Genomic DNA, 25,597 nt, shown 5'->3' on the forward strand with positions numbered 1-25,597 from the left:
TTATTTTCTTAATTTCAGTAATGTCTCATTCAGTAAAGTCGATGATGTACTCTTCGTATAGGGAAAATATATAATTTTCACTCCAACTTCCTTAAACTGCAACTCATACTGGTCCCAACGTTCATTTTGAAACCAATCATCACCAACGAACATTACGTCATATTTTAGTTTTTGCCAAACCTCAAATTTATCCATGGAGTCCTGAGGAATTACAGTATCAACAAAGCTGATGTTTCTGACAATCTCAATTCTTTCCTCAAAAGGAATTACTGCTTTTTTGTACTTATATGAAACTAACTCATCTGTCGTCACACCAACAATGAGTTTATCACAGAGTGATTTAGCATTTCTCAATAAATTCAAATGCCCAATATGAAATAAATCGAAGACTCCGGAAGTATAGCCGATAATCATAAGATTTCTCCTAACGTAGTTAAATTGAAGTTAAACCATTTGTCGAATGTCGTCTTCCCTTCAATTTTCTCAGAAGATAGGACTTTTTCAAGTTGAACAGGAAAACCCACCTTTTTTCTGTTTACAATCTCTGCAGGGACAATATCTTTAAAAATTCTCTTGAGAGGAGCCTTAACAACCCCATCCTTCATTTTGTACAGAGCGTTTACACCTGCAAGCCTTTCGATTAATCTGTAGTCCAAGAAAGGAGATCTTGCTTCTACGGAATTTAACATTGAGGCACTATCCAGTCTTTTAAGTAACCCTCTCAAATGGGCTTGTTGGAAGAATGCAGCTACGATTTTTTGAGGCGACTTTAAATTCATGAAAGGTGCCAAAGCGTCTTCTACAATCTCTATATCATCTTCAGATCCGTAGGTGTAGAGTTCACTAAAGGCCCGGATATCAAAGTCTGTAGTGCTACTAGCCCATCTGAAGATACGGTCATACCCAAAGAAAAGCTCATCAGCGCCTTCTCCACTTAATATGACAGTATTTTTAGCAGATGCTTGCTGAGTCATATGATACAGTAACACCTCGTTGGGTACAGATAGAGGCTCTTTTTTTACAGTTATAAGCTCTCGAGCTAATGATAAAAAGTGATCAGGTTCAAACAATATCGGATGATGAATGGTATTGTATCTTGTTGCTGCGATTTCAGACCACTGAAACTCATTATAATCTTCAAAACCAACAGTCCAAGTATGCTCTACTTTGGCAAGTGCGGTAATAATCGTGCTGTCCAATCCCCCGCTTAGGTAACTTCCAATTTCAACATCTGCGATCTTACGGTACTCTACTGCAGAGCGAATTAGAAACTCAAGTTCCTCATCGGAAGGAGGCTCTTTTTCAGAGTAATCCATTTCCCAATATTTAATAAATTCGCCATTCTCGTAGTAATATCCTGGCGGAAACTCTTTTATTTCATTATAGATAGTACGATCATTAAAAAAGCATCTCATCTTTTTATATTGTCTTTCGGCTTCTTGATCTATGGAAATGTTGGGGACTAATGGGAGCAATGGAGCAATTTCAGAGCTAAAAATAAACTCATCCCCATATCTGTTGTAATAAAGCGGCTTTACTCCCATACGATCTCGTGCTACAAAAAATGATTTCTGCTGGACGTCTAAAACAATAAAACTGAACATTCCATTAAGCCAATTCAACATTTGGGGACCATATTGAATATAAAGCTTCAATAAAAGTTCAGTATCTGAGTTTGTTCTCATTTGAATTGAATAACTGGAGGCTAATTCTTTATAATTATAGATCTCTCCGTTAAATATAATCACATATCTTCCGTCATCAGAGAAAAAAGGTTGGTCACTTCTCTCATCCAAATCCAGGATACTTAATCTGTTATGCCCCAGCATAAAGTTTTCACTCTGATATACACAAAGTGGGGCCGTAGGCCCCCGGTGTTTCATTATATTTAAAGAATTAAGAAATACTTCTTTATTTATGACTACATTCGAAAACAAAATCCCACACATTTTATCACCAGCCTTAATTAATGACTTGCAAATCTATTGTGTTATCTACAAATATTAATCCTGGTACGTAATTATTCTCTGGCTTAGGAACCTCAAAAACAGCTGCTATACTTACGCTATCCAGATAAAGAGGCTCAAAAGGCTTAGGCTTCAAACCAATAGAAATGGTGTATTTACCACTTTCAGATAATAGATTACGGAAATTAAAGTTAACCTCCAGAATGCCCCCCGCTTGCATTTTCGGAACTAATTTTGCTTTATTATAGATATTCATGCCAAACACATCGACACCAGTATGGTTTCTAACCATGTAGCCAATGGTTCCCTCAGAATCTATATCTTTATAATATTGTGCCAATAAACGCAAAGTAACCATTTCGCCAAAAGGGACCTGGTTAACAACTTCTCCATTGACTAGCAAGTCCGCTCTTATAAAGCGCGCATCTCCCGTTCCAGAGCGAAACTCATTGGCACGTTTTGCAAAAGCAGGATCCTCTTCTAATAGCAACAGCGAACTCTTCTTATCTGTTTCAGAATTAACAAATATATCCAAAGATTGAACTCGTTTCATATCTGCAATTTCCTGGTTAACAATGTTTTCATAAATTTGTGCTACTCGTTTCACAGGACCAATCTCGACCATGTGTCCTTTGTCAATCAGCAGCGCTGTATCACAAAAACTTTTAATGGTATCCATGGAATGAGAGACAAATAAAACCGTACTTTTTTTGGAGAGCTCCTTCATTTTGGTGATACATTTAGCCTGAAAATAAATATCTCCAACAGACAAGGCCTCATCCACAATCAAAATATCCGGATCAACATTGATGGCTACTGCAAAGGCTAATCGAGCAAACATACCACTGGAGTACATTTTGACTGGTTGATTAATGAAGTCCCCGATATCCGCAAAGGATACAATAGATTCAAGTTTTCCATCCATCTCTATTTTGCTATACCCCATAAGGGTTCCGTTCAGGTATATGTTTTCCATTCCTGTTAAATCCGGATTAAAACCCGCGCCCAATTCCAAAAGAGCAGCAACTTTCCCATTCACTTTAATGCTTCCGTTGGTGGGAGTAATCACGCCTGTGATCATCTTTAAAAGAGTCGATTTTCCAGAACCATTTTTACCAATAATACCAATCGCCTGTCCTTTATTTATGGAAAAGGACAGGTCACTGATGGCCTTAAATTCAGAATGATACTTTTTTTTAAAGGGATGAACAGCCTCTTTTAATCGCTCATTGGGATTGTCATATATTTTATATATTTTAGTGACATTATTAACTTCCACAGCAACTGATTCTGTTTGATTCATCATTTTCTCCTCACAATACATCTGCAAAATGAGATTTCATTTTCTTGAAAATTTTGATTCCTATAGTACCTGCGATAATCACAATAGCCCAAAAGTAGATCGTCATTGATGGATGCTCCCAGAACCATTTGTGATCAATAAAAGTATCCCGATATCCCTCGACGATATAAAAAACAGGATTTAGTTTAAAGAAAAACTGATACTTATCTTCAACAATATTTAAATTCCAGAAGATTGGCGTAAGCCAAAAGAATAGCTGAATAAATACCGCAACAACTTGACCAACATCCTTTACAAAAACAACTAATGTCGCTGTTATGTAAGAAATGGACAAGGAAAGAAAAATGGTGGCTAATAAATAATAAAGTATTTGAATGTTGTAAAGCGTAAATTCAACATTGTATATTTTAAACATAATGAAAAGAACAATGATAAAAAATACATGTACAAAAAGAGCAGACAAAATTTTCACCATCGGCAGCAAACCAACTCGGAAAACAATCTTCTTTACCAAATAATTGTTTTCTATAATACTATTGGTTGCAGTTGCTAAGCTTTCAGAAAAGAATAACCAAGGCACCATTCCTGTTAATAACCAAAGTATAAAGGGAGTATCTCCAATAGGTACATTTTTAAAACCAACCTGAAATACGACCCAATAAACAAGTATAGATACCATAGGATGTATAAAAGCCCAGAGTACCCCCATAAATGAACCAAGGTATCTAGATTTAATATCTTTTTTAGACAATTCCCAGAGTAGCTTTAAATTTTTAGAAAAGTTTTGAGTTAAATTCATACGAGTGTGTCACGACCTTAAACATGGTTTGGCAAGTCTCTTACAATACAAATGTGTAAAAATTTGGTAGTATCATTGTTGCGATATGGCTCTAACAGCTACGATATGCTAAAATGTTGACGTATCTACAAGAAAAGGAGATTGTAAACCTTGTCGAATCCAGTATACGGGAAACAGGCCAAAACGTCGACCCGTGACGATAAAAGGCCGGCTATGTTTTGGGTGTTAATTGTTGGCATGATTTTGTTCTTAGCTTGGGCCCCCTTCCAGGCTGCACTTTTTAATGGTCAAATGCTCGATTTTGAGAAACCTCTGTATTGGGCTTTGATCATCAGCACGATTCTGCTGATATTGGGAATCGTAACCTATTATAAGAAATTCAAATTGGAAGATCAAAGAGACTGGTTGGCTGTGCTAGTTATCTTACTTCCGCTGACGTTCGTGCTTTCATTGATTTCTGCTGCTTCTCATTATCTCGCGATGAACATGGTAGTGGTGCAGTGCATCTATGCCTCGTTCTTCATCATTACATTGTACGCCTTGCGAGATCGGTTGAGCAACCAGATCATCCAAACCGCGATTATGACCGTAGCTTATATTATTATAGGCTTCGGCCTCATCAACTGGTTTGGACAGTGGGTATTGGCCGGACGACTCGTGGATTGGTTCTCAACAATGGTAAGCGGTAATCGCTACGTTGATGCCATAAAGATAGATACTAATGGTCCGCGTCTCACATCCGTCTTCCAGTACGCGAATACATATGCGGCATTTTTGATGGCATTTTTGTTCGCAGCTATCTTTTGTCTGATGAAGTCGAAGACGTGGTATGGAAAAGCGACTCATGCCTTTATGCTGGTGCCTATATTGGTATCACTGTTCCTGACACTTTCACGTGGTGGTCTCATAATGCTGCCAGTCGTATTTGTTCTTTTACTTCTGTTCTTTAAGCCAGCACGGCAAATCTTATGGCTTTTGCATTGCGCAATTGCGGGTGTCGTTTCACTTGCTATTTTGAGTCCTATTACAAATTGGGGATTACAGCTGAATCAGACCTACAACGGTGCTGTGGCTGCTAAAGGCTGGGGACTGCTTCTTGCGATTTCCTTGGTGACTGCAGTTGTTCTATGGCTTATACAAACCTCTCTGGGATCTCGTTTGGAAAAAGGGATGCACGGTCTAGCCTCACGTAAACTCTCTAATCTGTGGCTGCCTGTTGGCTCTGTGGTCGTGATTGGTGTAATTGCGTTCCTGCTCATTGGTACAGGACTACGAACTTTTCTACCAGCCAATGTAGAGACACGTCTGGAAAATATCAACTTCCAACAGCATAGTGTGCTGGAACGTATAACCTTTTATCGCGATGCTTCCAAGCTAATTGCTGATTATCCGTTGATTGGCGCAGGTGGCGGCGGTTGGGCTACGCTGTATGGAAAATATCAAGACTATGGCTACACAAGCGCACAGGCACATAACTTTTTCATGCAGTATCTGGTAGAGGCCGGTATTCTTGGATTCATTATTTTTATGGCGTTTATCCTTTATATTTTCTATAAATACATTAAAGGTTACATCAAAAGCGATGAGGAAAAGCGGGATAGCCACTTCCTTTACCTGATCTTGGCAATGTCCATTTTGCTCCATAGTCTATTGGACTTTAATATGAGTTATGTGTTCATGGGTATACTGGTGTTTATTGGACTCGGGGGTATGGCTGCAGCAATGGATGCACAACCTGTAAAACGCTTGGCGATGAAGCCTGAAGGTTTCCGTCCGATTTATAGTATCGTCATTTGTGTTCTCAGTATTGTGCTTCTGTTTGTAGGGCTGCGCTTTGCACAAGCCAGCAATGCTGCCTGGGAAGCAAAAGCGCTGGAAAGCAGCAATTCGTTCGAACAACGACAAGCTGCTTATAATAAGGACTTGAATCTGCGCCCAACTCATATTGATTCAATTGTTGGTTTGTCTAGTATGTATTATCAGGTCTACAAGCAAACCAAACGCGAAGAGTTCTATACAGGCGGTATGACCATTGTTGATTTGGGGCTGCAGGCAGAACCGTATAATAGAAATATGCTGTTTATCAAAATGCGACTTGAGCAAGCTAAAGGAAACAATGACAAGGCATTTGCCATTTTGGAAAATAACCGTGCTAACTTCACCTGGGATCTGGATTGGTACAATTTGCTGATTACCCAAGCGTTTGAATTTGGCAATAAAGCTCGATTGGCTAAGGACTCAGCCAAGGAACAGAAGTATTTCCAAGCAGGTCTTGCTGCTTATCAGCAGGTTCTAGATGGGGTAGCTCATCTTAAGACGATTCCACCTGAAATTCAATTGATACGTACTTTTGAAGTAACTCCAAGCATTGCGCTCAGTGCTGGAAAAATTGAGTTCATGTCAGGTAAACCCGCCGAGGCTGCCATCATCCTGAAAAACGGCTTGAAGGACGATCTGGGTGACGCTACGAATCGTGAGGTAACCCGATACTATATTGCCGCTTTGCAAAAGCAGGGACAAGATGACAAAGCATTGTACGATAAGCTGATTCAAGCTGATCCCAAGGAAAAAGAACTGATAAACGAACTGAAAAGAGAATAGTCCCTGGAGTTTAGTTGTTCTCTGTTTTGTTTATTTGAAGCTGTCCCATAAATCGATGGGATGCCCTAAAAAACAAAAAAGCCCATCCTTGGTAAAAGGGACTGACGCCATAACGTGAGACAATTAAAACACTTTCAAGAGAATGCAATCCTGTCGTAAGATAGGGTGATAACCTTGAAAGTGTTTTTGCGTTGGCAACTAGAGTTGAGTTACCCGTTAGAAATAAAAATGAAAGTGATAGAAATTAGATTGGCATGAGTACCTGTAAAAGAGGTTATAGAGCAGTTCGGAATACGGAATAAGACACAGCTCAAGACGTGGATGTGGTGGACGAAGTATACCGTCTGGAGCAGCCTGTAGGTAAGCAATACAGCTACGGAAGAGGTCCAGAACTCTCTTTAGAGCTTGAAAAAGGAAAAGCAGAAAAAAAGTACAAGGACTGGAAAAGAGGTGGAACCTAAAGTCATCATTGCTTGGGTTGATTCCATTCGAGAAGTCATCAGTATCAACTCGCTCGCGTCGTAAGTGAAACCCTGAATTGGTTCGATGACACCTTAGACGCAGCCTACCCTGAAGGGGGTGAAACAGCAATCATCGCAATAAGCTCACCAAAGTCATTCTCTACGCCTACGCCTACATGTAGTGCATCTACTCATCCCGTCAAATCGTCAAAGCCGTTTAAGAGCTATTCCATTCATTTGGCTGGCCGCCCGTCACGTCGAGGTACAGCAAGCTCCTGCTCGCCATACTCACTAACGACGTTCTTCCTTGCTATTGCTGTTACGGCTGTTTGGCGTCATTTTACCTTTGATATCTTGCTCCTCCTAGCCCAGGTGCGCGTCCATTTCTGCTTCCAACACCTCCTGAAGAGTCTCCGCGAGCAGTTCATTTGAGGCATTTTACACATCCTGTGAGTCACCTGGTTTTTCTCCTTAATGAAAGCTCGCAGTTGCTCTTTTGACCAAAGCCCCATGTATTCTCCCCCCCTTTCTATGACTTCCATTTTACTAAACAAACTATTTTACAGACTCTAGTGAAGCAAAAAGCGCAGGTTTCGGACTAATTCAGCCTTGTAACCTACGCTTTTTCTCATGAAGTTAATTATAATTCGTCTCATTTAGGCTGTTTCACTATAAAAAAACTGCCTTTGAGATAACCCTTTTTATTGTTCATCTTTTTAGTGGAATTGTAACGCTGTTATCGATTAAGAACGCTAACCAGTTCCTCTCTGTGGTTTGAGTAATTCATCTGTCACTTTACTTATTACCTTAGCAGATCAATAAGCTGGCCCCCCAATCCTTTTCATCAGGATAAAGAGAATCTAGTAATGTCATGGCTATTCCCGAAACACCGTCAAGTAAACCTACATAATTTAAATTCTTAGTAGAATTAGAATCCCTATATAAATCATAAAAACCAAATGCCGATTCTTCATCAAACATTTTAACGACCGCTCGGAGCAAGCTTTGATAGTTTTCTTGCAATTCAGGATCGTGTGTGTCCCGATACATATGATAGGTAATTTTCAATAATCCTGAATATCCGTGGCATACCGTTGGTGAATAAATATTCCACTCTTCGATAGATCTTTTGTATATCGATTTAAATGCGTTTACAGCTAAAACCTCCAAGCTTCTATCCCCGATGGATCTACCTGCTAAAAATAGACTCCTCGCAACACCTGCCGAACCATAACACCAAGCATCCCGATGTTTTTTAGCGTATAATTGATCGTTTGTAAATTCTTCGTAGCTTATAATTAAGGGCCACTGTATTCCATCTGTTTGTTCCAATTTCCATTTTGTTATCCAGTCACAGTATCGTTGAATTGCCTCTATTTGACCAGGCACCTTTATATTTTGAAGTAACGCTATAGATAATAATGCCAAGGGGCCAGGAACTCCATGAGCTAAACCCATATTAAAATATCCAAATGGATATTCATCCTTTTCATGTGAAAGTAAATATTTATTTGAAATATACCAATTCGGAACCTCTTGTTTATCGTTGATAATCCTATCTTTACTTAGAAGAACAAGATACTCAAGAACACCAATAAGGAGCTCCCTAATTTCAGGTATATCAGAAAACAGTAACAGATACCTTCCTATGCCACTCCATCCGGAAATTACATCATAATCATTAATTGACGTACCTGATTCCAGCCTACTTTTTGCATTCAGTAGATCAGCACTACCATGACGCAATATCAATGTGTTAATTTGGTTGATAAATCTCCTGTATTTTATACCATTGTCAGATAATAGATATGCGGCAAACCCAACACCAGATAATCCTTCCCATAGTGATAATGGCGCTCCTGATTTCTTTAATGATTCACGAGTACTTAAAAGGTAGGAGTGTGCATAATCTTTTAATCTCTCATCCTTTAATACAGTACTTAATCTCCCATACAAAATACTGATTGCTGGAAATCCAGTTGCCAGGCTTATATCATTCCAATTAAACTCCTCTTGTTTAGCTACATGATTCTGCTCAGAAGAACATATAGTCTGTACATACTGGGGGTCAGTCAACCTGGCACTTATAACACTTACAATTTTCATAATATCGTTATGCAGGCTCTTATTGTTTTGTACTACTGTCATCAACGTTCAACTCCTTTGAAATACATTTTTTCTTGTGCTTTATTGATTCATTAAAATGATATAAAGAATGACTTAACAACGACATTATCTTTCTTTCCACTTTCCTATTCGTACCTATAAGACGGTTTAAATGCATATGAATGAGGCTACCTAGAATATTGGAAAATGTATTCGTTAAATCCTTTTCATGTTCAAGTGCCTCTTTATATTCATTTATTATTTTTTTTCGCTCTTGAAACTTAGATAAAAAGTAGTCCCCGTATTCCAAATTTCTAAGTGAGGACCAATTGTCCGAAACATCGCACAAAATTATATAAAAAGTGCGATCCTTCATAAAATCTTTTACATGCTCCTTATGCCATTCTTCTTCATGAAACCAAGTAACTTGCCGTTCTACCGCTGGTATAAACTGATTTAAAATATCAATTACACTAATGAAACCAATAATCTCTATAGGAACATTCAACTTATTGTTATATTTTAAAGAGACCAGTTCTACTGTAATCTTCGAATCAACAGCAAAAAAACGCTCCGCTATACTAATTAAACGTTTACCACCGTATCGCTCAATTTCCGGCTCATATGAATCAAATATTATTTTACTTAGTAGACCTTCAGCCTTTAGGCGTCTAGCCCACATATGAATAGCAGGGATTAGTTGTTTACAAACAACGGATTCCTCACCATGAAGTCGTAACCGTATATGATGATCCGGATCTTTATACCTAACAATAAAATAACGATTTATTATTCCTTGATTCTCTACCTGCTCACAAAATGTTCTAATGTAATTGCCAATAAACTCTTCCTCTCGTTCAGACATACCATAAAGCTTTATATAAAGCCATTCACTTCCCGGTAAATATATAATGTTTGAATGCTCTCTGATTGGTCTTTGAATAAGATTCATATCTTCACACTGCTTCGGGGTCAAAGGTTCCTCTACATTTGTCCTTACTAAGGGAATAACGTACTCTGCGATAAAGCGCCCTTCTTTCCCTCTAGCCCATACGTCACTTGGTTCAAATCCACTCTCGGTTAACCATAATGATTGTGAATCACTTAATTTATGATATTTCTCAAATAGCTCTAATATGAAAAACTCATTTTTAAGATCAATTAGTGCTCTGTTATCTGAAACAGAAGTGGTAATATAAACATATCTTGGAACGCGCCACTCCCCTCTCCACTTTTCAAAACCCTCAATCCAATCCTCCTCTTTTTTACATTTTTTTAATTCATCGTTATTTTTATTAAGCGACCATTTCGCTAAAGATAAAATTATGTTTTTATATTTCACACGAGGCAGCATAGGGAATTCCGATAGTCCTCCCCACTGAAAAGGCAAAATGCTTCTGTGTCTTTCTTGTGAAATTTCCATTAAAAAACGGTATACATTGGGAGCATTATTGTAATTTAGCATGTTGGTGGAAACTGGGATTATCTCTTTATTCAACGACTGTGACTTTAAATAAAAGTAATTGTAGGTACATCCTACATATAAATCAGAAATTGAAATTTGTTTTGAAGTATCTACATTGGAATAATTAGTTCCCAACACAATTTGGTGACTACATGATTTGTTGGTAATCACTACGTTAGAATGTCTACTATTGACCGTTAAATATACAAGTTCAGCAAATATAGCATCTTTTCTGTATTCCTCTTGAATTTTATACGTGTTCGTGATCTTCTCTCTTGCAGTCTTATCTAGGATTGGTCCAAATCTTCCAAATGTTTTACCCGCACCTGCACTTCCCGAATTGGGGTTGATAATGATCTTATATTCGTTATTTTTCAAAGCTTCTTCGCTATTTGCTGCTATGGTAACATACATTTCTATAGAGGTAGGGGGCAAAAGCTCATCAGATAAAGTCTCGATTCTCTTTAATTTTTTATCCGTCAGTTCTATTTCTATTTTTCCTTCTTTAATAACATTTGTAATCCAGTTTGCCAGAACCTTCTCTCTCTCTGCATTTAGTATAGGGTGTTCTAAACTATATCTACTCTCAGGATATTTATAATCAGGCGGAGCCCCTAACCCTAAATCTTCGTCCAAAAGCTCTAAGATCGGAACCTGACAATCAATACCATATTTCTCTATAAAATCATTTCGGTACTGTGTCCAATGAGGATTACTCAAATCCGGCGACAGCCTCCATAAGATCTCTGCTGATCTAGCAATATCTTTAGAGACATTTTGGCTTAAAAAGGCTTCTTCTACTTTTGTCTCCATATCAATCTGCAAAGTTTCTTTCGTTGGAACTAATTTTCTCATTCTTATACATAGCTGATTGTACAAGGATTCCCCCTTACCTATTGGAGAATCATCGTATTGTTTTATTTCTTCACTAATTTCATCCAGACCTTTTTTGATATATTCAATATTGTTTATAGGTGCTATCTGTTTTCGTAGATATTCAAAAGGCAAATCCATATTATCTATGCATAATGGTGGTCTCAAGTTGCTAATTAAAAACTCCTGATTCAATAGCTTCATCAGAAATTCAGTTATTAAAGTTTCTTTGTTTTCGGGATACTCTTCTTGTATTTTCTTAACTAGATTAGCAAAAGGAATCGGAGTTTGTGCATAATCCATCACAAGCTGAACCGGCTTGGACACTTTTATCGAACTACTTTTCATTCGTTTTACATCAGGATCGTGGTGTTGTTCAATATAGTTTAAAAATGGCAATTTTATTCTTGTACCAGATAAATACAAGGATGGATTAGTCCGCACCGCCAACTGTTTTACCACATTTCCCTCTTTCTCTAAATATCTAACCAATCCCATGATCCATTCCATATCTGGACGGGATATTTTCCTGTTCTGCCTAGTATCACCCACTTCCAAGCAGCTAAGTTCCGAAAAGAGACCTATAGAAACCCCAGAAAAAACCCCATAAGGTGTAGCTCTTGAAGAAAGCCTGATTAGATAATTCACAACTGCCCGTAGCACCGTGTTCATTTTTTTAGTATTTTTATTGGTTAGGACATTATTGATAGAATTCATAAGTGAAGGGCTGGCTATGGTGATCGCTTCCCGTATAACAGGGTCTGTTAACAAAGATAAAGCCTTGTTCCTTGTCACATCATATGTAGTACTTTCACTGAATAAGTTATAGTAAAAATCAATAGGCAATAGTGGTACTCTCACCATAAAAAAATCTAATGACTGAAACATATTTATATTTGTAACTTTATCCACTATAGGATAACCTCCTCCTGAAGTAAAAGACCCTGGATGTATGAAATAATATCCAGGGTCAGATTTCTTTTAAAGTTAGCACCAACACTCACAAGTCACATGTGTACCAAGGCATCTAGAAACACTACAAGTTACAGTGCTTGTGCAAGGACTTGCCGCTTGCTTTAATGTTAGATCATTAATTTGTAAGTCCAAATCAAAGGTGTCCTCTTGTTCGAAAAAGACTAATTCTGGAGAATTCATCTTAATCCCTCCCTTCGATAAAGTTGAGAGAACCTCAAGGAGCAATCTCTCAATATATAAGACGCATCAAGAGAGAAAAAGTTTCTTTTTATTACATCATTTAAAATTTTTACCTTTTTTCACAAAAAAGTATCTTCCCGAAACTTCTTATAGTAAGGCTATTTTTGCTGATCAATCTCTTCAATAACCTGTCTCATATAAGCCAGTACTTCATCCTTGATTTCGTTATGCTGCAGAGCATAATGAATAGTAGTTTCAATGAATCCTAATTTCTCGCCAACGTCATGGCGATTGCCGTCAAATTCGTAGGCCAGGATCGGATTCTTTTCTCCCAGTTTGGACAATGCGTCCGTCAACTGAATCTCCCCGCCTACTCCCGCCGATTGCTGACCCAGGATATCAAAAATATCAGGCGTCAGAATATAACGTCCCATGATCGCCAAGTTGGAGGTTGCTTCTTCCTTCTTTGGCTTTTCTACCAATCGTTCCGCCTCAGAGATTTTGGAAGTAAGTGCATGACCTTCAACTATGCCGTAACGATGTACCTCGTTCCAATCCACTTGTTTTACACCTACAACAGAACGCTGATACTCATCGAACACGTCAATCATCTGTTTGAGGCATGGATTCTCAGACTCAACGATGTCATCCCCTAAAAGGACGGCAAAGGGTTCGTCACCGATAAACTTACGTGCACACCAGATGGCATGCCCCAACCCTTTAGGTTCCTTTTGACGAATATAGTGGATATCTGCCATCTCCGATGGTTTACGCACTTCATTGAGCAGATCCCATTTTTCCTTCGCAGTCAAATTATGCTCCAGCTCAAAGGAGTAGTCAAAATGATCCTCAATCGCCCTTTTGCCTTTACCAGTAACGATAATGATATCCTCTATACCAGATGCAACAGCCTCTTCAATAATATATTGAATTGTTGGTTTGTCTACAATGGGAAGCATCTCTTTAGGCATCGCTTTCGTAGCAGGAAGGAACCGAGTCCCTAATCCCGCAGCAGGAATAATCGCTTTACGGATTTTCATAGGTTAAACTCCTTTTCAACAAAACTCACTAAATTATTCAATAATTTGAGTAACGCTTGTAAATTGCTAATAGTTTATTATAGCACTTAGTCATTGCAATGTTATATACTTTAAGTAAACCATATTATAAACTAAAAAAGATAGAAATTTGAGTACCAGATATGCCAAAATTTGAGGAGAGAGTTCTTTGGATTCAATAATCAGTAACCCTGTTTTAACGTTAGTTATTCCCTGTTATAACGAAGAAGAAGTACTGCCTGAAACTATAAGCAGACTTACGGTCATTCTTGAGGAGTTGGCAGAGAGTCAGCTCATTTCTAAACATAGTAAAATGTTGTTTGTTGATGATGGTAGCCGTGATAAAACATGGGACATCATAGCATCAAATAATCTAAAAAATCCTTTTGTCAGTGGTCTCAAATTGGCTAAAAATGCCGGCCATCAAAACGCCCTATTATCTGGATTAATGGAAGCTAAAGAGACATCTGACTGTGTGATATCCGTTGACGCTGACCTGCAGGATGATCTCAATGCCATCCGAGAATTTATAATAAAATTCAAAGAAGGTTATGACATCGTATATGGGGTTCGAAAAAGTAGAACCACCGACACATTCTTCAAACGTTCAACAGCCCAAGGCTTCTATCGTGTTATGAGTAAAATGGGAGTCAATATCGTATACAATCATGCGGACTACCGTTTAATGAGCAAAAGAGTTCTTCAGGAATTAAGCAACTTTAAAGAGGTAAATCTCTTTTTACGTGGTCTAGTTCCGTTAATAGGTTATAAGTCTACTGAAGTTTATTACGATCGACATGAGCGCTTTGCAGGAGAATCCAAATATCCTTTAAAGAAAATGCTAGCTTTTGCTTTCGATGGAATCACTTCATTTAGTATAACCCCAATCCGGCTTATCTCAGCTGTAGGTTTCGCAATGTTTGGCATAAGCTTATTAATAGCTGTGTATACCATTATTAGTAAGCTCCTTGGAACCACCGTTTGGGGCTGGTCTTCACTAATGTTGTCCATCTGGTTTATAGGTGGTCTGCAACTTGTAGCACTGGGGCTCATTGGCGAATATATCGGTAAAATATATAAAGAGGTAAAACAAAGACCCAAATATATTATTGAGACCCTATTAGATTCCCAGAGCACCCTAGATACTGAAAACACAAAAAAAGTGAAAAATAGTGAAAGGGAAGCTGTGGCTGTCCAATAAACAGATGCGAACAGGTGACTAATTTGACTTTATTTCAGAATAGCTTTTTCCGTTTTCTTGTCGTAGGTGTCCTAAATACAATATGCGGCATGTCCGTCATGTTCCTGCTCTTTAATACTTTAGGGACTAACTACTGGTTATCGACCTTTATTGGTAATTCTGTAGGTGCCACTGTAAGCTATTTCTTAAACAAAAGATTTACTTTCAAAAACAATGCAAGCCATGGACAGACCATTTGGAAGTTTGTCTTTATCATATTGATATGCTATTTACTATCGTATTGTCTCAGCTATCTAATCAGCCACTTTCTGATCTCAAGTCTGAGTATAAAAAACAATGCAATTTTAGGCAATCTGTCCATCCTAATCGGGAATATCTTCTATACTTTAATTAATTATGTCGGGCAAAAATTCATTGTTTTTTCCAAAAAAACGAAAGTCCAAAAAGTATAACAATACTAGATTCAAAGTATTTCAAATGGACTTATTGATAAAAATAGGGTATGTGCTCTCAAAGCACATACCCTATTTTTTCTTTTTCTACGTTCAAATATCAAAATAAATAACTGTGATAACCTATAGCATCCTTTTACTTCACCAGCTGCCCACGTGTAACACCCAACTGATTCGTTGCTTTCAGCGTCTTCCATACTTGTGTTCCGCTGATTTCTCCGCGCAGGGCACGGTTATAAAGATCAATAACCTCATGCACTTGCTCCGGTGTCTCCTCCAAAAATTCCACGCGGTAACGGGACACGCCCAGCTCCAGGAAGTTGGACAGATATTCCGCGCCGGATTGCTCAATCGCGTTGTACACCGTGTTGCGGCAGCCTTCGTCCACACGGACCGGATGAGACATACCAATTCGATCACGCAGGGATGCGCGATGGTCCTCACATGGACGTCCACAGTTCGTGTAGTCGGTGCCTTCACTCATAAAGGTGCAGTATACGCAATGTTCAGTATGGAACATTGGCATATGCTGCTGGATCACGATCTCCAGCTTATCAGTACGTGTACGTCTGAGCATATCGACCATTTGCTGAATGTTCAGATCGTACGAAGGCGTAACCAGGTCGCAGCCGGAATCCAGGAACAGATCAGCCGCTTTATGGTTGGCTATGTTCAGCGAGAAGTCACCAATCAATTGCGGGTGATGTGCGTCCGGGTTCTCCAACCGATGTCGCAAGTAGAAATACAGTGCCCCTGGATTGCGTACCAACACAGCATCCGGCTTCAAGCGCAGGATGTTGTTGTGGTAGCCATTTTCACCCGGCATGTGAATACGCGGGGTCGCCAGCGCAATTCGGCGGCCTGCAGCGTGCACTGCCTCTACGGCTGCCGGGAATTGCTTGATGAACTCGAAGTCGGCGTAGATGAACTCCACGCCGGCCTCGAGCGCAGCCTCCACCTGAGGGAGGCTGCGGCACAACGCGGTCAGCTCTGCCTGACCGCGTGCCACAGACGATGCCGGAGTCGATGCATCGTCATACACCTCGACCGCCCGTTTCGTGTACACGGGCGGTTTGGGACGCTCGCCCGCGAGCAGTTCCACCGCCTGACGGCGGATACCGTTCAGCTCGCGCATCGGCACGATGACGTCCCCATGCAGATGGACGTCCAGCTCTTCCAGCTGGAACACCGTTCCGCCCAGTCGGCCGAACTGCTCTTCGAGCAGCTCGTGCGTCATCGGACGCTTCTGGGCAATTTCAAGTTCCAGCTCGGAGTCCACGCGGACCGTTGTGCCTTTCTGCACGTCGGTCCACCATGTCGACAGCGGTTGTCCTGGGGAGCCGCTGACCCGCACATGTACTGGGAAGACCCGGTACGGCTTGTCCGTGTCGTACGACTGGCGCAGACGCTTGTCCAGCGCCGGGTCGTTGGTCTTCCAAATGCGATCGCCCACGTGTACACGGCGCAGATCAACATCGTTGCGTCCCGCTACGATGTCAATGATCCAGCCTTCTCCGGCTTCGCCTTCAATCTTCACGCCCTTGCGACGGATATCGTATACGCGTCCGCCTTCTTCTTTTTGCGTGGGATCTCCCGCATCGAATACAATACCATCGCCACGCTTGAGCGGTGCATCAATACGGCACACTACGCCATCACGAAGGATTTGTTCCACTCGGCCTAGATACACCCCCCGGCTTTTCGGGAACGTACCGTCAACCAGCTTCTTGTTATTGGTCCCTTCGAGAAAACCGTGCGTAAAGCCGCGTGAAAAGCTCTGCTGCAGCTCGCGGATATCTTCTTTGCTCGTCTTGGACGTATCGCCATCAAAATACTTATCAATGGCCTTGCGGTACTTGCTGACCACATTTGCCACATATTCAGGTGTTTTCAGTCGACCTTCAATTTTAAAAGAAACCACACCCGCATCGATCAGTTCAGGCATCAGGTCAATCGCTGCTAGATCCTTAGGTGACAGCAGATACGTCACATCTGCCATTGGCTTCTGCTCTCCATCCACCATCAGATCGTAAGGCAAACGACATGCCTGTGCACACTCACCACGGTTAGCAGAGCGGCCGCCCCACATTTCTGAAGTCAGGCATTGGCCAGAATAAGATACGCATAATGCTCCATGTACGAATACCTCCATTGGAAGTCTCGCCTGATCGCCTATTTTTTGGATCTGTTTCAGGTTGTTTTCACGTCCAAGCACGACCCGTTCCATATTGTACGGCTTTGTAAACTCTACCGCTTCCGGCGAGGTAATCGTCATTTGGGTAGAACCATGAATCGGAAAATCCGGTGAAATGTCGCGGATCATTTTCACCAGGCCCATATCCTGGACAATTAAAGCATCGACTCCAGCATCAATACAGGCATCGACCAGCTCCTTAGCGTCCTCCAACTCGTTTTCAAATACCAATATATTGAATGTTAAAAAACCTTTAACCCCATAGCTATGCAAAAACGCCATAATTTCAGGCAGTTCCTCCATGCGGAAATTATTCGCCCGTGCCCGTGCGTTGAACTTTTCCACCCCGAAAAAGATCGCATCAGCCCCGTTTGCCACCGCCGCACGCATACAATCCCAGTCACCGGCTGGTGCCAGAAGCTCAACATCTTCTCTTCGTACTACTGATTTCATTTTTGTCCTCCCTATATGGAGAAATAACTGATTAACCTTGAGTTAAACGTTATTTTCCAGAGCAGCGATGCTGCTTATTTTATAGCCCTATGAATTATCATCCTATCCGATCATCCCCACTCTGAACCACTGGCTCGAGGGATAAATGGCATCAACTCAAAAAATCCGCATCACGAACATTTGCGGCATAGTTATTCTTATCTTGTAACTAATCTAGTGTACCAGACTGCGTCCCAAGCTTCTACACTTTCCAAGCGATTCCTCATAAAAATCCTCTTACTAAAACATAAAAAACACCCCCATTCCCGTCAAACGGTACTTTGGAGGTGAAGAATCCTATAAAACAAGAGGAACAACGAAGTAATCAGTACTATCGAGCAGGAAGCCAAATAGTGATGAAGACTAGGCAATTTAGCGCGCTAGTAAGCTACACCAGCCTTTTTAGAATACGGTATCCTCGTTGACGCTAACAGCGTACCAGACAATGAATCCGAGAAAAGGGGTTCGTATTGGCTGATCTAAGTACCGTAAATATCTGCCTTTGCTCTTCCCTGCTTACCTCACTCATCAAAAGATTGGTGGTATTTGGCGGGCGCCAGCGAAGCGGGCCATTTGAATCCGTAGAAGCGTCAGCGTTCGCCTTTGACCCGGGATTCTTACATATTAAATCCTTATACAATCCAAGAATCCCGGGTCAACAGCGATCGTAGGATCAAATGGCACGCGTAGCGCTCTCACCATAACTCGCTAATCTCTTACCTACACCCTCTTACTTCACAAAATCAAACGAATTCAACGTCGAATCCAGTGCGTTAGACTGAATAGCCGTGTTGTTCGCATCATTCAATGTCGTTGTCACGGTATACGTTTTTCCGTCACGTTCTAAAACCAATTGGTGGCCTGTGTAGCCAATGCCTTCCTCGATACGATGGAATGTAAAGGACACTGCCGGAACACCAGCAAATGTTACGTCCTTAACTTCCTCAACTTTGAGGTTTTTGTAGTTCTTTGCTTGCTTATCGTAGAAGTCCTTGAGCTGGGATACCGTTAGTTCAAATGATTGGTCGTTGTCGATTTTGATGGAAAAGCGTCCTCCGGTAAACTGGTACTCTACATCGCCCAATTCAAATTGATCGCTAATCGCGGTCCAATATCGTGGGATATTCACTGTATATTCATAGGCTTTTGACGTCTTTTTGACCGTTTTCGTTTTGTCTGTCAAATAGTCGTCTTCTTCCAACTGTCCAAAGTTACTCGCTACGGTTTGAAAATCGATTTGAAGCGAGGAAATGAGCGCGTTGAACTGATCATTTCCTTTGCTTACTTTTTCAGGCACTGCGTATTCAGCCAAGTAGCGGTATCCATTTTGCTGAATCAGCACATTGTACTCTTTGACCCATCCATCGCCAAAATTATAGCGGTACTCCTGTACTAACCCTTGAACGCCTGCAACCTCCAGCGGATACGTCTTCTGTGCCTCATAAGCCGTGGACACAAATGAATCGCTCAGCCATTTTTGCAGCTGCTGGCCCCAGTTCTCCAATTTTCCATCTGCTGGAGCTGAGGTTACTTTCACACGGAAGCTCGATCCATCATTACTTTCATATTGCATCCGTTGATCGTCCATTTTCCAGCCTGCGGGTATGCTGAGTGACACACCGTAGTCTGGATTCCCGGCCTCGCGTGTGCCTCCTACGACAGTAGACAAGTCTTTAATACTTTTATCCTGCGCATTAAAGGAGGTCTTGAAGGAATTTAAAAGTCCCGCATACTGGGCCAGATCTTTATAATTCGTTGCTTTAGCATCGGAAAAATAAACTACATACAATCGTCCGTTGTCATAGTACTGACGATTTTCCCACAGCACGCCGTCCCCATCCTTCGTAATGACACGAGCATAAGGTACCTTCGCTTTCGGGAAGGATTTTCGATCGATCACAGTTTCTCCCGTTTCCTTGGCTGCCTGCACCAATTGTTGCAGCAGATCGTCCGCATTCAGTGGAACCGGCTGTGACGCTGTGTGCACTTCCATATAATACGCACTGTTCTCGTCCATAAATGTGGAAATACTCTCATCTCCACCTCCCTGACCGATGACGAGCCCTGTTGGATAGTTCATAGACCAGTCATAGTAACTGTTCCCGATCTGTGTCTTACCCTCATCATTATCAATGTTCGGTGTCTCTTCAGCTACCGTGCCTGCCTCTTCTTGTGCTTCCATCCGAATAATGATTCCGGCACCATTCTTCTCCAACTTACCGCCAAGCCCTTCTGCTACTTGACGCAGAGGCACCATGAGAATACCTGATGACATTTCCGGTGGAGCTGGAAGTGTCACCTTGTGACCTCTCACCCACGCTGTACGGCTACCAATGGTTAGCGATACAACATGAGTTCCGCTAGTGATTTTAACCACATTATCTTCAGCTAATCGAATTTTGCTGTTAAATGCCTTTTTAAACACACCAGCCGGAACCATCAGTGCACCACTTTTGGAATACGGCTTCGTAATATTGGCATTATGACCGTTCACGATGGCTGTATTGCTGCCGCTTTGCAACCGTAATTCCAGCATGGTTTTATCATGATCTGCTGCAACTGCTGGCAAAGCGGAAAGCAGAAGGGACAATGCGACAGCGCCGACCCCCAGCTTACGCATCATTTTTCTTTGAATATGCTTCACAGTAAATCTCCCTTTAGCTTTATTTTATAGATTCAAGAGGCATTATTGTTCACTTTCCAGTAGTTGCTCCTTGAGCTGGCTCCGATGCTTCCTTAGAAGGCGCTACACCACCATCTTCAGCGGCTTCCGAACCGTTCGAATCTTCACTATCTTCTCCAGACTGAATGGACTCATAGATTTCACCATTATCCTGTGTCAGTACCAGCTTGCGCTTCACAATATCACCGTCAGACTGCATAAGTACACTCACCGTTTGACCTGGTTGATAGTTTTTAAGCAGTTCATTGACATCAATAGCGGAAGCTACACGCTTACCGTTAATACTATACAGCTCATCGCCTTCCTTGATTTTGGCCTGAACGGCATTGGCTGAAGTAATTTTCGTAACTTTCAAAGGATCCTCGGTAGGTAATCCGACGATAGCTGACCAGCTTTCTTCCAGCCCTAGACCAAGACTAGCGCGCCGAACCTCTCCGTATTTGAAAAATTGGCCGATGACATATTTCACCGTATCCGCCGGAATCGAAAAGCCCATATTTTCAATGCCGACCGCCGAGAATTTCATCGTATTGATCCCAATGACCTCACCCTTGAGATTGACCAGCGGACCGCCGCTGTTACCAGGATTGATCGCGGTATCACTTTGGATCAAACGATAAGCAGCGTTGACACCACGGTTCAGCCCGCTAACCACACCTGAGGTTGCCGAATTGCGAAGTGAAAAGGATATAGGCGTACCAATAGCCACTACCTGCTCCCCTACCTGTAGACTGTTCGTTGAAGCTGCCAAGGTAGCGGGTTTGAGGCCGCTTGCCTTGATTTTAACTAATGCCAAATCACTGATCGGATCGCTATAGCTGTCGGTGATTCCGTAAGATTTTCCGTCCGAGGTTACGACCACGGCATCACCTAATCCTTCGATAACATGCGCATTCGTCACAATCCATCCATCTGTACGAATGATGACACCCGTGCCGTGAGCCAGGTTGTATCGATCTCCTCCTGCTACGGTCTCTCCCGTGGCTGAACGGCCAATAATACCGACCACAGAAGGAGATACATTTTTAACCACCTGCGGCACACGACCGGCCGATAACGTATATGTACCATTTGCGCTGTTATATGCGCCGCTGGTTCCTAATGCCTTATTCATATCGCTTACGTTAACATAGACCCCACCATTAATGACTTTGGCCTTTAACGCAGTCCCACTGCTGGCTGCACCTGCCGTACCAGAAACACATAGAGCGCTGCCCAAAGCCAGAACAACTGCCCTTTTCCCCATCTTACGCATATACTCACCATTCCCTCTCTTACATGACCCTGTTCTATCAGTTAGTCCAAATCTACCATAGAGGGGACACGTATACAATCGCTTTAAGCCCTATCTTTTTCTAAAAGGCGCCGTTTGCTGCATCCCTGTCCTCTCATGCTATTTATATTATAAATTTTCCAAATCCTTATATCAAAAAAATAAGCAAAAACGATAAATAATCGTTATACCGTTTAGGTCATTCCTTCATTTACGGGCATAACCAACTATGATACCATCACATTATATCTTAGTTTTATTGTCGGAAATAAAGAATAAAATCATGAGTCCTCTATCCAAAACACTAAAGTATAAATAAGCACCTACAGGAGGTTAAAAGAATGGCCTACGAACCAATCTGGAACGCTCATCCCGATAAGCTTAACAAATTCGAGTTAGTCAAGCTGGAAAAGGACGGTCTCGACGTTATCCGTACCATTATTGAAAACTATGCCAACGAAGGCTATGACTCGATCTCTGCGGACGATATGGATCGTTTCAAATGGGCTGGGGTATATCAGCAAAAGCCCAAGGATGGTCATTTCATGATGCGAGTCCGCATCAACACAGGGATCATGACTTCAGCACAAGCACATGCACTGGCAGACATATCCGCGCTATACGGACGCGGTCTTGTGGACGTCACCACTCGCCAGGCGATTCAATTCCACTGGCTGACAGTCGAAAGCTTGCCCGATATTTTTGAAAGACTGGAAAAAGTCAACTTGTATTCCTTCGAAGCCTGTGGAGACTGCCCGCGTACCATTGTCGGTAATCCGCTGGCTGGTATTGATCCCAATGAATTGGTGGATACCCAAGAGATTGTAGATGAAGTAAACCGTTTTTTCTTATTAAATCGAGACTTCTCCAATCTGCCGCGTAAGTACAAAATGTCTATCTCCGGTAATACGTACAACAATGCACAGGCTGAAATTAACGACCTGTCCTTCACTCCGGCCACCAAGATCCTCGACGGAAAAGAAGTGATCGGCTTCCATGTGATGGTTGGTGGAGGTTTGTCCGCCAAGCCGCATATGGCACAGTCTCTGGATTTGTTTGTTCGTCCTGAGGAAGTACTGAAGGTTGCTATTGCTGTCACCACCATTTTCCGTGATTACGGCTATCGGGAAAAGCGGCACCATGCCCGCTTGAAATTCCTCGTTACCGATTGGGGCCCAGACAAATTTCTGGCTAAGCTCACCGAGTACATCGGTGAAATGCCCGGACGAGGTGAAGACAAAACGATTGGCTGGCAAGCCGCCTATTTTGACGGTGTGCACCCTCAAGCCCAGAAAGGCCTGAACTATGTCGGTCTGAACGTGCCTGTCGGTCGCCTTAGCGCTGACGAGTTGCATGAACTGGCCGAACTGGCTGACCGCTATGGCGATGGTCAGATTCGTACCACGATGTCGCAAAATATTTTGCTGAGCGGCGTGCCGGATGAGCAAGTGGATGAACTACTGGAAGCTCCCGTGCTGCAACGCCTGACACCACGACCCAAGCATTTTATGAGTCGTACGGTATCGTGCACAGGAAATGAGTTTTGCAATCTGGCGATTGTGGAAACCAAAAAACGGGCGGTTGACGTTGCCGAGTATTTGGATCAGCACGTACAATTGGATGAAAAGGTGCGCATTCATTTTATCGGTTGCCCAAATTCCTGCGGTCAAAAGCATATTGCGGACATCGGTCTGCAAGGCTCGCTCATAAAGACACCGGAAGGCTTGGTCGACGCGTTCGACATCGCTGTCGGCGGAGCGCTTGGGGCAGGCGCCCAGTTTAACAAGGCGCTCAAAGGTCGCGTACGTGGGGATCAGGTTGGACCTGTGCTGGCGGAGCTCATTCTGTTCTACAAAGAAAACAGGAGCGCTGGCGAAAGCTTTTACGCATATGTACAGCGTGTAGGTATTCCGACTTTCCAGGAAAAGCTGTCTGCCATTTTACAGTCCAGCCACGTTGCATCCTAAATATAGAGCCTATTAACAGCCTGCTTGTATCCCATATACAAGCAGGCTGTTTCTTATCGCCATACAGCCCCGCAATATCGTCTCCCTCACTTTCACAAAAAAAAGACACCGGATTACTCCGGTATCAATATTTTTGCAAAATCAAGCACTGTCGGTTTATGAGCGCCTGTTGTAGATGTCACCACCGCGTAGCCTGAAGGTATCTTATATATCAATCCCGTATCATACCGGATGCCGAAGGAATTGTCCTCCTTATAATGAGTCCTCGTTTCCCACACCTTCGTACCGTTTTCTTTCAAGCCTGTAATGGTGATGCCATGCATCTTCGTCGTTTTCCCCAGTGGATCATATTGATCACTGAACTGGACATACAGCTGCTCCTCAGGCAGATACACCTGGTCAGCCCCGTAGTCCGCTGTATTGCTAAATAATTGCAGACTATTACTTAGCACCTGTGTACGCTTGCTGTTTCCTTTAAGCCCTGTTACAGCAATATGACCGCTCGGCAACTCACGTACTGCGGCAATTTCTTTACCTGATCCCAAGTCCAGATGGATGTCACGGATATCGCGACCATATACATCTGCTTGTACCCCCACGGGACCATCTGAGCTGTTCAAAAGCGCATAATATCCATTGTGACTGCCGACCAGCCAACCCGAGGTCACTCCGGCCGTCGTTCGATTCCATTGTATATCGCCAGTTTCAGTGTATTTGAGTACAGTGAAGGACTGTTCCGCAAGGTTCAGATAGGAGACCAGGAAACCGCCATCCTCCAGTGGCTCCAAGCCAACCTGAGAATCCTCCCCATGAGATATCAAGCCATCTGTGGGTAATGTTTTGGACCACAAGGTGTTTCCATCCTCGTCCAATCGTGAAGCCTGCAACTCTCGTATTCCGTTCGGTTTTGTATATTCAATCAGAAACAGCAAGCCACCATCCGACGTCTCCCGCTGGACTCCCCTGCTGCTTGTTCCAGGCTGTACGTTCAGATCCTGCTGATGTTTCCATACAGCCTCCACAGAACTGTCCAGCTTGCCATATGTGACGTGTACTACACTTGCTTCTGTATCGTCCTCGACGTTCAGCGTTAAAAACCCACCATTTGCTGTGGGTTGAATGTAATTGTGAGCGTTTCCTAAATCCTTAATACTGCCAATGGCCGCACTTGTTTCGATTTCGGCTTGTTTGGGCACAAACGCCTCGGACACCTCGGAGGCATAGGACGGTGCAGCACTATATCCCATCAAGCATGCCGCCAAAGCAGCTCCTGCTGCCCATGTATACACACGTGTACGTAAAACTCTACTTTGCTTAACCTTCAAGCGTTCCAGCTCCCTTCATGACTTCCTCAGAGATGTTGTATGAACCTTAGATGTGATAAAACTAGAGACGGTTTCGCTTCAACTTGTAATGGTGTCACGTGGGCACGGAACTTTGTATGATGCTATGACGATTTATATATTTACCTCTTCAAGTCCGAACCTAAACATCCAAAACTCCAAAATTTAGAGACTACTCAGAGACTTTCTGTCGATGAATATACG

At 42.2% G+C, this 25,597-nt stretch carries 16 protein-coding genes; 5 read left to right on the forward strand and 11 right to left on the reverse strand.

Annotated features, from left to right (window positions below):
- The 4 genes from MHH57_RS22510 to MHH57_RS22525 form a co-directional block, all read right to left on the reverse strand.
- On the reverse strand, positions 1-414 hold the full coding sequence (locus MHH57_RS22510) for an adenylyltransferase/cytidyltransferase family protein (RefSeq protein WP_013312205.1): 414 nt from the start codon (positions 412-414) through the stop codon (positions 1-3).
- Positions 411-1,883: an asparagine synthase (glutamine-hydrolyzing) gene (asnB, locus tag MHH57_RS22515; RefSeq protein ID WP_342434536.1), complete on the reverse strand. Its 1,473-nt coding sequence runs from the start codon at positions 1,881-1,883 to the stop codon at positions 411-413. The genes MHH57_RS22510 and asnB overlap by 4 nt, the downstream gene beginning before the upstream one ends.
- A 79-nt stretch (positions 1,884-1,962) precedes the next feature.
- Positions 1,963-3,270 (reverse strand): ABC transporter ATP-binding protein, encoded by a 1,308-nt coding sequence (locus MHH57_RS22520; protein WP_342434537.1) that lies wholly within the window; start codon positions 3,268-3,270, stop codon positions 1,963-1,965.
- Positions 3,271-3,280: 10 nt separating this feature from the next.
- Positions 3,281-4,069, reverse strand: a complete 789-nt coding sequence (locus MHH57_RS22525) for an ABC transporter permease (protein ID WP_342434538.1) — start codon at positions 4,067-4,069, stop codon at positions 3,281-3,283.
- A gap of 150 nt (positions 4,070-4,219) precedes the next feature.
- Here MHH57_RS22525 and MHH57_RS22530 point away from each other — a divergent pair, with 150 nt between their 5' ends.
- Both MHH57_RS22530 and MHH57_RS22535 read left to right on the forward strand, forming a co-directional pair.
- Complete coding sequence (locus MHH57_RS22530; protein ID WP_342434539.1) at positions 4,220-6,670, forward strand: O-antigen ligase family protein; 2,451 nt, start codon at positions 4,220-4,222, stop codon at positions 6,668-6,670.
- A gap of 317 nt (positions 6,671-6,987) precedes the next feature.
- The gene (locus tag MHH57_RS22535; RefSeq protein ID WP_342434540.1) at positions 6,988-7,131 is read left to right on the forward strand and encodes a hypothetical protein; all 144 of its coding nucleotides are present in this window, start codon (positions 6,988-6,990) and stop codon (positions 7,129-7,131) included.
- An 807-nt stretch (positions 7,132-7,938) separates the two neighbouring features.
- Here MHH57_RS22535 and MHH57_RS22540 read toward each other — a convergent pair.
- From MHH57_RS22540 to galU, 3 genes are all read right to left on the reverse strand, one after another.
- The gene (locus MHH57_RS22540) at positions 7,939-9,279 is read right to left on the reverse strand and encodes a lanthionine synthetase C family protein (protein WP_342434541.1); all 1,341 of its coding nucleotides are present in this window, start codon (positions 9,277-9,279) and stop codon (positions 7,939-7,941) included.
- A complete protein-coding gene (locus MHH57_RS22545) occupies positions 9,257-12,487 on the reverse strand; it encodes a lantibiotic dehydratase (RefSeq protein ID WP_342434542.1) in 3,231 nt (1,076 codons plus the stop codon). Before MHH57_RS22545 ends, MHH57_RS22540 begins: the two co-directional genes overlap by 23 nt.
- Before the next feature lie 401 nt (positions 12,488-12,888).
- A complete protein-coding gene (gene galU, locus MHH57_RS22550; protein ID WP_340957024.1) occupies positions 12,889-13,770 on the reverse strand; it encodes a UTP--glucose-1-phosphate uridylyltransferase GalU in 882 nt (293 codons plus the stop codon).
- A 187-nt stretch (positions 13,771-13,957) separates the two neighbouring features.
- Between galU and MHH57_RS22555 the strand changes: the two genes are divergently transcribed.
- Complete coding sequence (locus MHH57_RS22555) at positions 13,958-14,989, forward strand: glycosyltransferase family 2 protein (RefSeq protein ID WP_342434543.1); 1,032 nt, start codon at positions 13,958-13,960, stop codon at positions 14,987-14,989.
- Positions 14,990-15,003: 14 nt separating this feature from the next.
- Positions 15,004-15,441 carry a GtrA family protein gene (locus MHH57_RS22560; protein ID WP_257785374.1) on the forward strand — a complete coding sequence of 146 codons (438 nt, stop codon included), beginning with the start codon at positions 15,004-15,006 and terminating at the stop codon, positions 15,439-15,441.
- 136 nt (positions 15,442-15,577) lie between these two features.
- On the opposite strand, the gene MHH57_RS22565 is transcribed toward MHH57_RS22560, so the two are convergent.
- The 3 genes from MHH57_RS22565 to MHH57_RS22575 all read right to left on the reverse strand — a co-directional run bounded on the left by MHH57_RS22565 (position 15,578) and on the right by MHH57_RS22575 (position 22,065).
- A complete protein-coding gene (locus MHH57_RS22565; RefSeq protein ID WP_029514530.1) occupies positions 15,578-18,088 on the reverse strand; it encodes a U32 family peptidase in 2,511 nt (836 codons plus the stop codon).
- 769 nt (positions 18,089-18,857) lie between these two features.
- A complete protein-coding gene (locus MHH57_RS22570) occupies positions 18,858-20,771 on the reverse strand; it encodes a stalk domain-containing protein (RefSeq protein WP_342434544.1) in 1,914 nt (637 codons plus the stop codon).
- A 49-nt stretch (positions 20,772-20,820) separates the two neighbouring features.
- Positions 20,821-22,065: a trypsin-like peptidase domain-containing protein gene (locus MHH57_RS22575; protein ID WP_029514532.1), complete on the reverse strand. Its 1,245-nt coding sequence runs from the start codon at positions 22,063-22,065 to the stop codon at positions 20,821-20,823.
- 359 nt (positions 22,066-22,424) lie between these two features.
- On the opposite strand from MHH57_RS22575, the gene MHH57_RS22580 reads away from it, so the two are divergent.
- Positions 22,425-24,050: a ferredoxin--nitrite reductase gene (locus tag MHH57_RS22580; RefSeq protein ID WP_029514533.1), complete on the forward strand. Its 1,626-nt coding sequence runs from the start codon at positions 22,425-22,427 to the stop codon at positions 24,048-24,050.
- 113 nt (positions 24,051-24,163) lie between these two features.
- Here the strand turns inward: MHH57_RS22580 and MHH57_RS22585 are convergent, their stop codons facing one another.
- The gene (locus MHH57_RS22585; protein WP_029514534.1) at positions 24,164-25,375 is read right to left on the reverse strand and encodes a hypothetical protein; all 1,212 of its coding nucleotides are present in this window, start codon (positions 25,373-25,375) and stop codon (positions 24,164-24,166) included.
- Positions 25,376-25,597 lie beyond the last annotated feature (222 nt).

This window comes from Paenibacillus sp. FSL H7-0442, from assembly GCF_038593105.1.
Classification (GTDB): Bacteria; Bacillota; Bacilli; order Paenibacillales; family Paenibacillaceae; genus Paenibacillus; species Paenibacillus polymyxa_D.

Coding starts and splice junctions, on each gene's coding strand:
- MHH57_RS22510 (WP_013312205.1), bottom strand. CDS start 414: ATGATTATCGGCTATACTTCCGGAGTCTTCGATTTATTTCATATTGGG.
- asnB (WP_342434536.1), bottom strand. CDS start 1,883: ATGAAACACCGGGGGCCTACGGCCCCACTTTGTGTATATCAGAGTGAA.
- MHH57_RS22520 (WP_342434537.1), bottom strand. CDS start 3,270: ATGAATCAAACAGAATCAGTTGCTGTGGAAGTTAATAATGTCACTAAA.
- MHH57_RS22525 (WP_342434538.1), bottom strand. CDS start 4,069: ATGAATTTAACTCAAAACTTTTCTAAAAATTTAAAGCTACTCTGGGAA.
- MHH57_RS22540 (WP_342434541.1), bottom strand. CDS start 9,279: ATGACAGTAGTACAAAACAATAAGAGCCTGCATAACGATATTATGAAA.
- galU (WP_340957024.1), bottom strand. CDS start 13,770: ATGAAAATCCGTAAAGCGATTATTCCTGCTGCGGGATTAGGGACTCGG.
- MHH57_RS22565 (WP_029514530.1), bottom strand. CDS start 18,088: ATGAAATCAGTAGTACGAAGAGAAGATGTTGAGCTTCTGGCACCAGCC.
- MHH57_RS22575 (WP_029514532.1), bottom strand. CDS start 22,065: ATGCGTAAGATGGGGAAAAGGGCAGTTGTTCTGGCTTTGGGCAGCGCT.
- MHH57_RS22580 (WP_029514533.1), top strand. CDS start 22,425: ATGGCCTACGAACCAATCTGGAACGCTCATCCCGATAAGCTTAACAAA.